General features: G+C 57.5%; 11 protein-coding genes. 8 read left to right on the top strand and 3 right to left on the bottom strand.

What is annotated here, in order from left to right:
* Positions 1-3: 3 nt before the first annotated feature.
* From QOY30_RS02570 to QOY30_RS02555, 4 genes are all read left to right on the top strand, one after another.
* Complete coding sequence (locus tag QOY30_RS02570) at positions 4-1,113, top strand: ABC transporter permease (protein ID WP_283743075.1); 1,110 nt, start codon at positions 4-6, stop codon at positions 1,111-1,113.
* A gap of 99 nt (positions 1,114-1,212) precedes the next feature.
* The gene (locus tag QOY30_RS02565; protein ID WP_283743074.1) at positions 1,213-1,632 is read left to right on the top strand and encodes a YqaA family protein; all 420 of its coding nucleotides are present in this window, start codon (positions 1,213-1,215) and stop codon (positions 1,630-1,632) included.
* A 141-nt stretch (positions 1,633-1,773) separates the two neighbouring features.
* Positions 1,774-5,136: a sensor domain-containing protein gene (locus QOY30_RS02560; RefSeq protein ID WP_283743073.1), complete on the top strand. Its 3,363-nt coding sequence runs from the start codon at positions 1,774-1,776 to the stop codon at positions 5,134-5,136.
* A gap of 282 nt (positions 5,137-5,418) precedes the next feature.
* Complete coding sequence (locus tag QOY30_RS02555; RefSeq protein WP_283743072.1) at positions 5,419-6,192, top strand: endonuclease/exonuclease/phosphatase family protein; 774 nt, start codon at positions 5,419-5,421, stop codon at positions 6,190-6,192.
* A gap of 21 nt (positions 6,193-6,213) precedes the next feature.
* Here the strand turns inward: QOY30_RS02555 and QOY30_RS02550 are convergent, their stop codons facing one another.
* The gene (locus QOY30_RS02550) at positions 6,214-7,659 is read right to left on the bottom strand and encodes a M17 family metallopeptidase (protein WP_283743071.1); all 1,446 of its coding nucleotides are present in this window, start codon (positions 7,657-7,659) and stop codon (positions 6,214-6,216) included.
* Between the two features lie 48 nt (positions 7,660-7,707).
* On the opposite strand from QOY30_RS02550, the gene QOY30_RS02545 reads away from it, so the two are divergent.
* From QOY30_RS02545 to QOY30_RS02535, 3 genes are read left to right on the top strand one after another with little or no spacing between them, the layout of a single operon-like run.
* Complete coding sequence (locus QOY30_RS02545; RefSeq protein WP_283743070.1) at positions 7,708-8,502, top strand: thymidylate synthase; 795 nt, start codon at positions 7,708-7,710, stop codon at positions 8,500-8,502.
* A 32-nt stretch (positions 8,503-8,534) separates the two neighbouring features.
* Positions 8,535-8,894, top strand: a complete 360-nt coding sequence (locus QOY30_RS02540; RefSeq protein ID WP_283743069.1) for a four helix bundle protein — start codon at positions 8,535-8,537, stop codon at positions 8,892-8,894.
* Between the two features lie 2 nt (positions 8,895-8,896).
* A complete protein-coding gene (locus QOY30_RS02535; protein WP_283743068.1) occupies positions 8,897-9,430 on the top strand; it encodes a dihydrofolate reductase in 534 nt (177 codons plus the stop codon).
* Positions 9,431-9,446: 16 nt separating this feature from the next.
* Here the strand turns inward: QOY30_RS02535 and QOY30_RS02530 are convergent, their stop codons facing one another.
* Together QOY30_RS02530 and chrA are read right to left on the bottom strand one after the other, a co-directional pair.
* Positions 9,447-10,067, bottom strand: coding sequence for a hypothetical protein (locus QOY30_RS02530; protein ID WP_283743067.1), 621 nt, complete (start codon positions 10,065-10,067; stop codon positions 9,447-9,449).
* Between the two features lie 87 nt (positions 10,068-10,154).
* Positions 10,155-11,516 (bottom strand): chromate efflux transporter, encoded by a 1,362-nt coding sequence (gene chrA / locus QOY30_RS02525; protein WP_502958677.1) that lies wholly within the window; start codon positions 11,514-11,516, stop codon positions 10,155-10,157.
* Between the two features lie 360 nt (positions 11,517-11,876).
* Here chrA and QOY30_RS02520 point away from each other — a divergent pair, with 360 nt between their 5' ends.
* On the top strand, positions 11,877-13,082 hold the full coding sequence (locus tag QOY30_RS02520; protein WP_283743066.1) for a cation:proton antiporter: 1,206 nt from the start codon (positions 11,877-11,879) through the stop codon (positions 13,080-13,082).
* Positions 13,083-13,101: the final 19 nt, after the last annotated feature.

Raw genomic sequence — 13,101 nt, 5'->3', positions numbered from 1 at the left:
AACATGTTCGGACGCATATTTGCACTGGTGCTAAAGGAATTCCTGGCGCTGCTGAAAGACAAGCGCACGCGTCTCGTTCTCATCGGCCCGCCGCTGATCCAGCTCATAGTGTTCGGCTACGCAGCCACCTTCGACCTGAAGAACGTGCCGTTCGCGGTGTACAACGAGGACCGCGGTTCCGCCGCGCGCGAGCTGTTCGCCGACTTCGACGGCGCAACGAGCTTCACGCCGGTGGCGCAGATCACCCACGAGAGCGAGATCGCACCGCTCATCGACGGCAAGCAGGTACTGATGGTGATCCATGCCGGACCCAACTTCAGTACCGAGCTGGCGGCCGACCGACCGGCACCGCTGCAGGTGATCGTCGACGGACGCAATTCCAACACCGCCATGCTCGCAATCAACGATGCCAGCGTGATCGTCGATCGCTTCAATACGGCCTGGGCACAGAGCCATGGCGGCGCGACGCCGCCCGCCCACATCCAGATGCGCGCGTGGTTCAACCCCAACCTGGAAAGCCGCTGGTTCTTCCTGCCCGGCATCGTCGGCATCTTGACGCTACTGCTCACCATGCTGGTCACGGCGCTGTCGGTGGCGCGCGAACGCGAGCAAGGCACGTTCGACCAACTGCTGGTTACGCCGCTGCGACCGGTGGAAATCCTGATCGGCAAGACGCTGCCGGGGTTCCTGATCGGCATGGTGGAAGCCAGCGTGATCATGGTCGCGGCGGTGTTCTGGTTCAAGGTACCGCTTCTGGGAAGCCTGCTGACGCTTTACACGGGGATCGCGCTGTTCCTGCTTTCGGGCGTAGGCGTGGGGCTGATGATCTCGTCGTTCGCGGCCACGCAGCAGCAGGGCTTGCTGGGCGCATTCATCTTCATGGTGCCGGCGATCATCCTGTCCGGCTTCGCCACGCCGATACGGAACATGCCGGTGCTGGTGCAGGACATCACGCTGTTCAACCCGATGCGCTATTTCCTGCTGGTGCTGCGCGGCGTGTTCCTGGAAGGCATGCCGTTCGATCTGCTGATCCCGCAGTTCTGGCCGATGGCGCTGATCGGAGTGACCGCGTTCGGAATCGCCGGCTGGCTGTTCCGCCACCGCATGTATTAACGGGATGCATGCGCGAATATAATTGACGGTCTTTGCTGTTCGTCGCCGTCGTACCTGGCCTCGGATTGAAGACTTTCCACTGCACCCCGGACTAGCCAATTGGACACTCTGAATTCCATCGTAACCAGCGACCTCAGCCTGTGGGGATTGTTCATCAGCAGTTTTCTGGCCGCGACTTTGCTGCCGGGCGGTTCCGAAGCCGTGCTGTTCGGCGTGCTGAAACTCCATCCGGAATTGTTCTGGCCTGCGCTGCTGCTGGGCACGCTCGGCAACACGCTGGGCGGCATGGTCACTTTCGGCATGGGGTGGATGTTGCCACAGACGCAACAACTCAAGCATGTGGAGAAAGTACGGCACTATGGCACCCCGGCGCTGATGCTGGCCTGGGTGCCGCTGATCGGCGACGCGCTCTGTCTCGCCGCGGGCTGGCTGCCCCTCAACTGGTGGAAGGCGGCATTGTTCATTGCAATCGGGAAATTCGCACGCTATTGGGTGATTGCGGAATTCACGCATTTTTGACGAGGCGCGACATATACCTCATTTTTATTGTGGGAATTTCAATCAGGCATTGCAACTGTCTTGCTTACAGAATACATTCTTGAACATGTATATTAAATTCACTTATTGATGGTCAAGTACCTGACCCCAGCCAGAATCGCATTGTTATACGCAGCATTCGCGGCATTATGGATACTCGCATCCGACAGGCTGCTGGCGCTATCCCTCCCTGACCAAGAAATGGTTCTCTGGATCGGCCTGATCAAAGGCCTTTTTTTCGTCGCCGCTACCGCACTGCTGCTGTTTCTGTTGATGCGCAAGCTGCTCATCCAGGCAACCGACAAGGACAAGCAACTCAAGCTGTTCCATGACCTGCCCTTCATCGGCATGGCCATCAGTTCACCGGACAGCAAGGAATGGCTGTATACGAACGACCGCTTGTGCGACATGCTCGGCTATACCCGGGCCGAATTGCAGCAAACCACCTGGGCTGACATCACGCACCCGGACGACCTGGATAGCAATGTTGATCAATTTGAACGCATGAAGGCCGGTGAGATCGACGGCTACACGCTGGAGAAGCGCTTCATACGGAAGGATGGCAGTCCCATCAATGCCACCATCAATGTCAAGTGTACGCGAGGGCGGGATGGCAAGGCCAACTATATCGTTGCACTGATCGACGACATCACCCAGCGCAAAAGGGCGGAACTGGCACTGCGCAAGAGCGAAGCAACTTACCGCTCGCTGTTCGACAACATGCTGAATGGAGTCTCGCACAGCCGCATGATCTACCGCGATGGTATACCGGTGGATTTTGAATTCATCGCCGTCAATCCTGCCTTCGAGGCAGCGACCGGTCTGAAGAATGTCGTAGGCAGGAAGATGAGCGAGATCATTCCCGGATATGGCGAGGACAACCCGGAGTCGCTTGAGACTTTTGACAGGGTAGCCAAGAACGGAGAAGCCACCCGCTGGGAACACTATCTGGCCGCAGTAGGAAAATGGTTCTCGTTCTCCATCTACTGCCCAGCCCCCGGAGAATTTATTGCTGTCACTGAAGACATCACGGAACGCAAACAGGCTGAACTGGCCTTGCGCAAGAACGAAGCAACTTACCGTTCCCTGTTCGACAACATGTTGAACGGCCTCGCCCACTACCGCATGATTTTCCACGATGGCATCCCGGTGGATTACGAGTTCATCGCCGTCAATCCCGCCTTCGAGTTAACAACCGGGTTGAAGAATGTGGTCGGCAAGAAGGTCAGCGAGGTCATTCCCGGATATGCCGAAGCGAATCCGGATTCGCTCCAGATCTTCGGCAAGGTTGCCCGGACCGGCGAGCCCACCCGATGGGAACACTATCTGGCCGCACTGGACAAATGGTTCTCCTTCTCGATCTACAGTCCCGCACCGGGTGAGTTCGTCGTCGTGCACGATGACATCACCGAGCGCAAACGTGCCGAAGAAGCCCTGAGCGAGAGCGAAGATCGTTTACGCAACATCTTCAACAGCGCGGTGGATGGCATACTGCTTGCAGATGCCGTCACGAGAAAATTCGTTATGAGCAACCCGGCGATCCAGCACATGCTGGGCTACAGCGCTGAAGAAATACTCCAACTCGGGGTAGACAACATTCACCTTGCGGAAGACCTGTCCGAAGTGCTGACAGACTTCGACCGGCATCTGGTCGGCGAGAAACACTCCACCCACAATGTATCGGTAAAGCGCAAGGACGGCTCGGTTTTCTATGCCGACATCAGTGCCTCGCCCATCACGATCAACGGCAAGCGCTGCCTGATGGGAACCTTCCGCGACATCACCGAGCGCAAACAGAACGAAGACGCGCTACGCCAGGCCGCCACCGTTTTCCAGAACAGCCACAACGGCATCATCATCACCGACCTGCAGGGAAACATCGTGGCCGTCAACCAATCCTTTGTGCAGCACACGGATTATGCCGAAGCCGAACTGCTGGGAAAGAACCCGCGCATCCTGCACTCGGGCCGTCAGGGCAGGGATTTCTACCGGAAGATGTGGACCAATATACTGGAAGCCGGCTTCTGGCAGGGCGAAGTGTGGAACCGGCGCAAGAACGGCGAAGTCTACCCTACATGGCTTGCGATCAGCGCGGTGCGCAACGATCAGGGCGTGACGACGCATTATGTGGGCATCTCTTCCGACTTGAGCCAACTCAAACAGTCCGAGGCAGAACGCGAACATCTGGCGCATTTCGATCCGCTCACCGACCTGCCCAATCGCCTGCTGCTGCAGTCGCATCTGACCCATGCGCTGGCGCAGGCACAGCGGCACCGCACTCAACTCGGCGTGCTGTACATCGACCTGGACCGCTTCAAAAATATCAACGACAGCATGGGCTACCTGGTCGGCGACGAGTTGCTGGTCAACCTGACCGAACGCCTGACCATGCACATGCGCAGCGAGGACATGCTGGCCCGGCTGGGGGGCGATGAATTTCTGCTGGTGCTGGAGCACATCAATAGCCCCGAGGACACTGCCGTCGTGGCAAGGTCCCTGCTCGAACTGCTGTCGCAATCGTTCGCGCTGCCCGGCGGACAGGAAATATTCATCGGTGCCAGCATCGGCATCAGCATTTTCCCCAGCGACGGCAGCAACGCCGAGCAAATGATCCAGCATGCGGATGCCGCCATGCACCAGGCCAAAAAGCAGGGCCGCAACACTTATCGTTTTTATACCGATGCGCTCACGCGTGCGGCCGGCGAACACCTCGAGCTGGAAAATCGCCTGCGCCACGCGATCGGCGCGAACCAGCTGCGCGTGTACTTCCAGCCGCAGGTAGATATCGTCACCGGTCATATCGTCGGCGCCGAGGCACTGGTGCGCTGGCAGGACCCGGAGCGCGGCCTGATTCCGCCTGCACATTTCATCCGTCTGGCGGAAGAAACCGGCCTGATCGGCGCCATCGGCGAATGGGTGCTGCGGGAAACCTGCCTGCAAGGCGCGCGCTGGATCGAAGCCGGCCTGCCGTTCCTGACACTGGCGGTAAATCTCTCGCCGCACCAGTTCATGCGCGGCAACATCGCGGAGCTGGTGTCGAAAGTGCTGGCCGAGACCGGATTTCCGGCTGATCGTCTGGAACTGGAACTGACCGAGAGCGCGCTGATGGAGCAGGAAGAAGATGCGGTCAAGATGCTGCATTTGTTGCGCGCACAGGACATACGACTCGCGATCGACGACTTCGGCACCGGCTATTCTTCATTGTCATATCTCAAGCGCTTTCCGCTCGACATATTGAAGATCGACAAAAGCTTCATCGATGACATCCCTTTCCATCAGGACGATATGGAGATCGCGACTACCATCATCGCGATGGGGCACATACTGGGTTTCAAGGTACTGGCTGAGGGTGTGGAAACCGCCGAACAACTCGCCTTTCTGCAAGACAAAGGGTGCGATATGTACCAGGGCTATCTCACCAGCCCGCCGGTTCCGGCGGAAGATTTTGAGAAACTGCTGGTTGAAAGAACGCAAAAAGTGAAATAGAGCGTAATTGATATCATGTTCACAACCAGTCCGAAACCAGTCCGAACGTTGTTTGAAGACTGGTTATGGAACGTTCCCGTTGATGTCGTTCCTGTTACCGTTCGTCGGCGATATTTTGCGATCGGTACAGCGTAATAGAGCTCGAACCCATTGCTGGCCGCATCTTTTACGGTGATTTTGAATTTCCAGGATTGCTCGCCTGTCGGATTTACGATTTGATTCAAAAGGTATTTATTGCACAATGGTTTGCATGTATCGATAGCAATGGCATCATAGGAACCCATGAAGACATTCAAAGTCATGCAATTCAATATGCAGTTCGGCCAGATATGGGATGAAGTCAATACCGATCGGGCTCCGATCGATCTCGACCTGACCATCGCTGAGATCCTGAGCTGTGACGCCGACATCGTCATACTGCAGGAAGTTGAACATGCACAGCCCGGCGGCGTGCAGCTTGATCCGCCCCCCAATTACACCCGACTGAAGGCGGCACTCAAAGGTTATTACGGTTATTTCTCGTATCCCAAAGCCGATCCGCGCGAGTTGCCTTTCGGTATCGGCCTGGCCATTTTTTCCCGGACGCCCTTGCGCGATACGTTCCGACTCGAACTGCCCTCGTCACCCGTCGAGTTCGAGTTCGAAGGCGAGAAGACGACGCCCACCGACCGCCTGCTGATCGGCGCGAAGACAACGCTGCTCGGACACGAGGTACAACTGTTTGACACGCATCTGCTGGCGTATTTCATGCTCAATTCATCGAGTGAACAACATAACCAGCAGCGCCAGCTTGTCGTCGAACAATTGCGCCGTACACACGGCCCCACACTGATCGGGGGAGATTTCAACGTCAGCAACCGCGACTCGCTGATTCATCAGTTCGCCGATGCGGGTTATCAACCGGTACAGTCTACTGAGGTCACCTGGCGTCACCGTCCATTCGTGCTCGATCACATCTTCCACAGCCAGCATCTGCGCAAAGTCAGCTACATCGTGAAGCCCACGCGAGCGTCGGACCACCATATCCTGATCGCGGAATTCGAGTTCGTGAATTGATGCCGGGGCGAATCAGCCCGATCATTTTTCCCGCAACATCCGCAGCCCCCAACCCACACCAAACCCGGTCACTTCGGTGGCGACGCTGCCCAGCCCGCCTTCGCAGCGACTGGCCGACAGGTCCACATGCAGCCATGGCGTATCGTGTTCGACGAAGCGCTTGAGGAAACGCGTCGCAAGGATATGGTCGGCTTCACCGTCCAAGGTACATTGCTTGATATCGGCGACTTTGGAATCCAGCGCGGCTTCGTAGTCCTCATCCTGCGGAAAAGCGCACATGCGTTCGCCGCTCTGTTTTCCGACACTCACTGCGCGTTGCGCCAACTCATCCGTCGTGCCAAACACACCGCTGTAGCGCGCGCCGAGCGCCATCGCCATGCTGCCGGTCAACGTGGCGAAATCGATGATCAAGTTCGGCTTTGCGCGCGAGGCCAGCGTGAGCGTATCGGCCAGCACCATGCGCCCTTCGGCATCGGTATGCATCACTTCGATGTGCGTACCGTTGAGCGCCTTCACGATGTCATTCTGCTTGTAGGCTTTCGGGCTGATGTGGTTCTGCGCCAGCGCAAGCCAGCAATCGATGTTCACCGCCAGCTTCTGTTCTGTCGCCGCGAGCAGAATACCAAGGCTCACCGCGGAACCGTTCATGTCCTCGTGCATGTTGTGCATATAGCGTGACGGCTTCAGGTTGTGCCCGCCGGTATCGAAGCAGATGCCCTTCCCCACCAGTGCAATAGTCTTCTTTGCCTTGGGATGCTTGTACGAGAGATGCACGATGGCCGCGTCATCCGGATCGCTACCCTGCGCCACCGCGACGAAGGCGCCCGCGCCCATCTTGCGCAAGGCTTTCATATCAAACTCCCGGTGCTTCCAACCGTTCTGTTGTGCGAGCTTCTTCACGCGCTGGCGGTAAGCGCCCGGCGTGAGTTCGTTCGGCGGCAACACGGTCAGTTCGCGGCACAGCAGGTTGCCTGCGGCCTGCGCCTTCAACGCATCGAATGCTTTCTTGTCTGTAACGCCGTACAACTCGATCTTTTGCAGCGGCTTGCGCTCGTCTTTCTTCTTATGCACTGGCAACAGTGCACCGTTCACCCATGCGCCATACGCAGCCAATTCGGCCATGCGCTGGCGCTGTGCGGTATCGCCCGATACCGAGATCGCAATCCCCCCGGGCTGCTCGTCCAGCAACGGCTGCATCGCCTTGCGCACCTGCACCTGCTGGCTGAAAGTATCCTGGTCGAAATCGAGCATCGCCCAGCACACCAACGCGCCATCGGGCGCATTCGCAGACACAAACGATTTCACCAGCTCGTCCGCTTTCATGGCACGGCGCTTGAGTACGCTGGCGAGCAGGTCGTCGTGCGGAGCATCCTTGGGAATCGCCTTTGATTTTGGAAGCAGTACCAGCAGATGCGAGGCTTTCAGTGTCTTGGGCAGAGCGGGGAACAGGGTCAGTTGTGCTAGCATTACATCCTCGATTAAGTCATTCAACGCCGCGATTATACGGGCTCCACCATGCGCCAATACCTAGACCTGATGCAGCACGTCCTCGACCACGGAACACAGAAATCCGACCGCACCGGCACCGGCACCACCAGCGTGTTCGGTTACCAGATGCGCTTCGACCTGGCACAGGGTTTTCCGCTGGTCACTACCAAAAAATGCCACCTGAAATCCATCATCCACGAACTGCTGTGGTTTTTGCAGGGCAGCACCAATACCAAATACCTCAAGGACAACGGGGTCAGCATCTGGGATGAATGGGCGGACGAGAACGGAAACCTCGGACCGGTGTACGGCAAGCAGTGGCGTTCGTGGGAAACGGTAGACGGTCGCGTGATCGACCAGATCAAGATCGCGGTCGACCAGATCAAGGGGAATCCGGATTCGCGCCGCATCATCGTCTCGGCCTGGAACGTGGCCGAGCTCGACCAGATGGCGCTCGCGCCCTGCCATGCCTTCTTCCAGTTCTATGTGGCGGACGGCAAGCTGTCCTGCCAGCTGTACCAGCGCAGCGCCGACATCTTCCTCGGCGTGCCGTTCAACATCGCGAGTTACGCACTGCTCACCATGATGATGGCGCAGGTGTGCGGCCTGAAATACGGCGACTTCGTGCACACTTTCGGCGACGCGCACCTCTACTCCAACCACATGGAACAGACACATCTGCAGCTGTCGCGCGAACCACGCCCGCTGCCAATCATGAAGATCAACCCGGACGTGAAAGACATCTTCGGATTCAGGTTCGAGGACTTCACGCTGGATGGCTACGACCCGCATCCCGCAATCAAGGCGCCGGTAGCTGTTTAGGATACGGGATACAGGATTCAGGCGGGAGTGCGATGGACTACAGGGAGTTGATTGTTTGGCAAAAGGCGATGGATTTGGTGACGGAAATTTACCAAACCACCTCCAGCTTTCCAAGTGAAGAGCGCTTTGGCCTTTCCTCACAAATCAGACGCGCGGCGGTTTCCGTTCCATCGAATATTGCTGAAGGACATGGGCGCAAGGCGACTGGCGCGTATCTTAATCATCTCTCGATAGCCTACGGTTCATTAATGGAAATGGAAACTCAATTGCAGATCGCATTAAGACTGGAATTCATCTCGTCGACCACGACATCCGCTTTGCTCAACAAAACCACCGAAATCGGAAAAATGCTTAATGGACTTAAAAAGTCTCTGGCGACCAAGGATAAATGACCATGCATGCCTCTTCCCCAAATCCTGAATCCAGTATCCCGAATCCTGTATCCCGCCTTTCCATCATTGTCGCCATGGCGAAGAACCGTACCATCGGCATCAACAACACACTGCCATGGCGCTGCCCTGAAGACCTGAAGCACTTCAAGGCGCTGACCATGGGCCACCACATGATTATGGGCCGCAAGACATTCGACTCCATCGGCAAGCCGCTGCCGGGCCGCACCACGGTAGTGGTGACGCGCAACTCCGATTTGCAAATCGAGGGCTGCCAGATCGCACATTCATTGAAAGCGGCGATTGCCGCTTGTGCGGGGGACGATGAGACTTTCATCGTGGGTGGTGCCGAGCTTTACCGCCAGGCCATCACGCTGGCGGACACGCTTTACATTACCGAGATTCAGCAAGACGTCGATGGTGATGCATACTTCCCCGAGTTCGATAAAAACGCGTGGCGTGAAACATTGCGCGTGGTGAACTCACAGATAACACCGCAACCGCTGAACTTCCACTTCGTGACTTACCGCAGGAAATGACCGGTCAGGCGCAACCTCAATAACTCCATATCCAGGCTGCACCCATCCCCTTGCTCAGCACGGAAAGCGCAGGCACCCATTTCGGCACATCATTTCCGAATAAGCGCCAGGTATCCAGCACTGCGGGGACGGCAAGCATCATAGAAATGCGGTCGCGCGAATAGCCGCTTGCCTGAGACATGCCGTACACATCGCCGCTGTACTGGTTCTTTAAAAACGTCAGGTATGCGAAGGAAACACCCAGGTATGAACACACAACCCCGGCGCCGAAATCGCTGGGCGGCTTGATATGCTCATCGCCATTTCTGTCGCGCAACACGAATTCCGACAGCACCCACTGCGTCTGGAATCCGGCGGAAGCCAACTGCAGTTGCCCGGACCGGGTAAGCCGGGCTCCCGGATAAACGATGGAAAGTCCATCATAACGGACGCTGTCTCCCTTGCTCGTTGCGACAACAATATGACCTGCTTCATGGGCAACAATACCGGATGCAAAACCTAACGCGAACCCTTCCCATCCCCCTACGGATTCATCAATTGAATATCCCTCTCCCCAGGCCCGCACGGGCAATATCGCGACGATGAACAGCACTCCGGCCCACCAGTACAATCTTCTACCCTTATTCTTTTTTTCCATTTTTTTCCTGATCGATCCAGACTCATCGCATTGTCTCATCCGAAATAAAAAAATCAGCCACTGCTGCTGGATGGAACCTGCCTTGGTTCACAGAAGTGTTTTCAAAACGAGTCCGATTACGGCGCAAACCGCAATGACTTCCATCACCCCGCGCTTATAGCGCAGCAACGCGATGGCTGCCGCCAGCGCGATCAGTGCGGAAATCCAGTCGAAAGTGCCGGAGAACCCTTTGGGCCACAGGACGTGGTAGGCAAAAAACATGGCCAGATTCAGGATAACGCCAACGACAGCGGCAGTGATCGCTGTCAGCGGCGCGGTGAATTTGAGATCGCCGTGCGTGGCCTCGACCAGCGGCCCACCGGCAAATATGAAGACGAAAGATGGCAGGAAAGTGAACCAGGTCACCAGCGTGGCGGCAACAGCACCGGCCAGGAACAGGTTATCCGGACCGAACAGCGCGTGCACATAGCCGCCGATGAAACCCACGAACGACACCACCATGATGAGCGGCCCCGGCGTGGTCTCGCCTAGCGCCAGGCCGTCGATCATCTGCGGCGGCGTGAGCCAGCCGTAGTGTCCGACCGCGCCCTGGTAAACGTAAGGCAACACCGCATATGCACCACCGAAAGTCAGCAATGCCGCTTTGGTGAAAAACCATCCCATCTGCGTCAGCGTGTGATTCCAGCCGTAGTTCGCCGTCAACAACGCCATGGGCAACACCCACAGCAATCCGCCAACAACGGCGACTTTGGCCAATCCGGACCAGCGAAATTTTGCATGTTCCGGCGTCGGCGTGATGTCGTCAATCAAGGCCGGGCCGAAAGATTTTCCGGCCTTGCCATGCCCACCTCCGCCGACCTTGAACTTGTCCGGCGCGAAGCGTCCGCCCGCGTAACCAATCAAGGCCGCACAGGCGATGATGGCCGGGAATGGCACGTTCAGCGCAAAGATCGCCACGAAGGATGCCGCCGCAATCGCCCATAACAGGCTGTTCTTGAGTGCGCGAGAGCCGATGCGGTGTGTCGCCTGCAACACAATGGCGGTCACCGCCGGCTTGATGCCGTAAAACAAACCTGCCACCAGAGGCACATCACCGAAGGCTATGTAGAACCACGACAGCGCAATGAGTATGAACAGCGAAGGCAGGACGAACAGCGTCCCGGCGATGATGCCGCCCCAGGTGCGATGCATCATCCAGCCGATATAGGTTGCAAGCTGCTGCGCCTCGGGGCCGGGAAGCACCATGCAATAGTTGAGCGCATGCAGGAAGCGTTTTTCCGATATCCAGCGTTTACGCTCGACCAGGTCCTGATGCATGATGGCGATCTGCCCCGCAGGCCCGCCGAAACTGATAAGGCCGAGCTTGAGCCAGTACCGGAACGCCTGTGCCAGCGTCACCGGCTCGGGTGGGTGCATATCGATCGAAATTTGTTGCTGCGCTGTGTCCATGACTCCTCCTTGGAATATCCAAATTCAGAGCAGGCCTTGGACGATGGGATGTCTTGAAGCGGGGAGGCTGCTTTATCCCCGATGGGCGGCATTATCACTTTTTCATTCATGCCGGACAAGGCATGGCCGCGATCAACCCTATGCTTGGCAATGCCGCGCTCTGCAGGCACACCCGATCCGGGGACCTATGGCATACTTTTAATCTATCTACGAAAGTACCGCTTCAGTTCCCTCTCCCACCGGGAGAGGGTTAGGGTGAGGGATAACTCGTTGAACCCTCCCCGGCCATCTCCCTTTGGAAGAGCGAGAAAACCTGACTTGATCGGTACATCCCTTTAATAACACCAGGCTGGCAACATCATGCACATGAGTACCACCGAGATATTCCTGATCGCCATGACGCTGATCTTCAGCATTCCCTACCTGATCTGGCGCGTGGGCAAGACGGAATACTACGCGCCGCTGGTCGTGGTGCAGATCATCACCGGCATCCTGCTCGGCCCCGGCGTTCTGGGGGCTGCCTTCCCCGACTATTACACCTTCGTGTTTACGCCGCAGGTGATCCAATTGCTGAACGGTATCGCTTGGTGGGCGGTGATGCTCTTCGTCTGGATCGCGGGTATCGAACTCGACCTGCGCCAGGCCTGGAAGCATCGCGAAGAGAGCGGCATCACCGCCGCGCTGGCATTGGGCACGCCGTTGCTGTTCGGCAGCATCGTGGCTATCGGCATGTTGAAGTACGACGGCTGGATCGGCCCCAAGGGCATGACCTGGCAATTCGTCGCAGGCGTCGGCATGGCCTGCGCCGTCACTGCGCTTCCTATCCTTATCCTGTTCTTGGAAAAACTGAACATCCTGCGCCAGCCGATCGGTCAGCGCATCCTGCGCTACGCGAGCCTGGACGACATCGCGATCTGGGGTGTGCTCGCGCTGATCCTGATGGATTGGGAACGCGTCGGGAAACAGGCCGGATTTCTATTGGCCTTCGGTATCGCCAGTTATCTGTTCCGCAAACTCATGCTGAGGTTGCAGGAGCATGATCGCTGGTACGTCGGCCTGATCTGGCTGGGCGTCTGCGGCTTCGGCGCCGACTGGTCGGGGCTGCACTTCATGGTCGGCGCGTTCCTCGCCGGCGCCGTCATGGATAGCCACTGGTTCAACCTGAAGCAAATGGACATGCTCCGCCATCACGTCCTGCTGGTCATCATGCCGGTGTTCTTTCTCAGCACCGGCCTGCGCACCAACTGGGCCATGGGCGGCACGGCCGTGTTCATCGCCGCGGGCGTATTGCTGCTTGCCTCGGTCTCGGGAAAGCTGATCGGCACCCACGTCGCCGGAAAAATTCTCAAATGGCAACCGGGCGAAGCTTCCATCATCGGCTGGCTGCTGCAGACCAAGGCGCTCATCATGATCATCTTCGCCAACGTGCTGCTGGACAAACAGATCATCACCAGCGAAACCTTTACCGCGCTGCTGTTGATGGCGGTTGCCAGCACCATGCTTACCGTGCCGGTGGCATCGCCGAAACTGCAGCGCATGAGGGAGATCATCTTCCGGTCGAAGTGATGGCGGCTTTGCGGCGGGA

Origin of the sequence: Sideroxydans sp. CL21 (genome assembly GCF_902459525.1) — a bacterium.
In the GTDB taxonomy this organism is placed as follows: Bacteria; Pseudomonadota; Gammaproteobacteria; order Burkholderiales; family Gallionellaceae; genus Sideroxyarcus.
This window is presented reverse-complemented; position numbering and strand designations above follow the sequence as displayed.

Excerpts from the sequence above, each read along its gene's own strand:
- QOY30_RS02520 (WP_283743066.1), top strand. The coding sequence starts at position 11,877 with ATGCACATGAGTACCACCGAGATATTCCTGATCGCCATGACGCTGATC.
- QOY30_RS02530 (WP_283743067.1), bottom strand. The coding sequence starts at position 10,067 with ATGGAAAAAAAGAATAAGGGTAGAAGATTGTACTGGTGGGCCGGAGTG.
- QOY30_RS02535 (WP_283743068.1), top strand. The coding sequence starts at position 8,897 with ATGCATGCCTCTTCCCCAAATCCTGAATCCAGTATCCCGAATCCTGTA.
- QOY30_RS02570 (WP_283743075.1), top strand. The coding sequence starts at position 4 with ATGTTCGGACGCATATTTGCACTGGTGCTAAAGGAATTCCTGGCGCTG.
- QOY30_RS02540 (WP_283743069.1), top strand. The coding sequence starts at position 8,535 with ATGGACTACAGGGAGTTGATTGTTTGGCAAAAGGCGATGGATTTGGTG.
- QOY30_RS02545 (WP_283743070.1), top strand. The coding sequence starts at position 7,708 with ATGCGCCAATACCTAGACCTGATGCAGCACGTCCTCGACCACGGAACA.
- chrA (WP_502958677.1), bottom strand. The coding sequence starts at position 11,516 with ATGGACACAGCGCAGCAACAAATTTCGATCGATATGCACCCACCCGAG.
- QOY30_RS02555 (WP_283743072.1), top strand. The coding sequence starts at position 5,419 with ATGAAGACATTCAAAGTCATGCAATTCAATATGCAGTTCGGCCAGATA.
- QOY30_RS02550 (WP_283743071.1), bottom strand. The coding sequence starts at position 7,659 with ATGCTAGCACAACTGACCCTGTTCCCCGCTCTGCCCAAGACACTGAAA.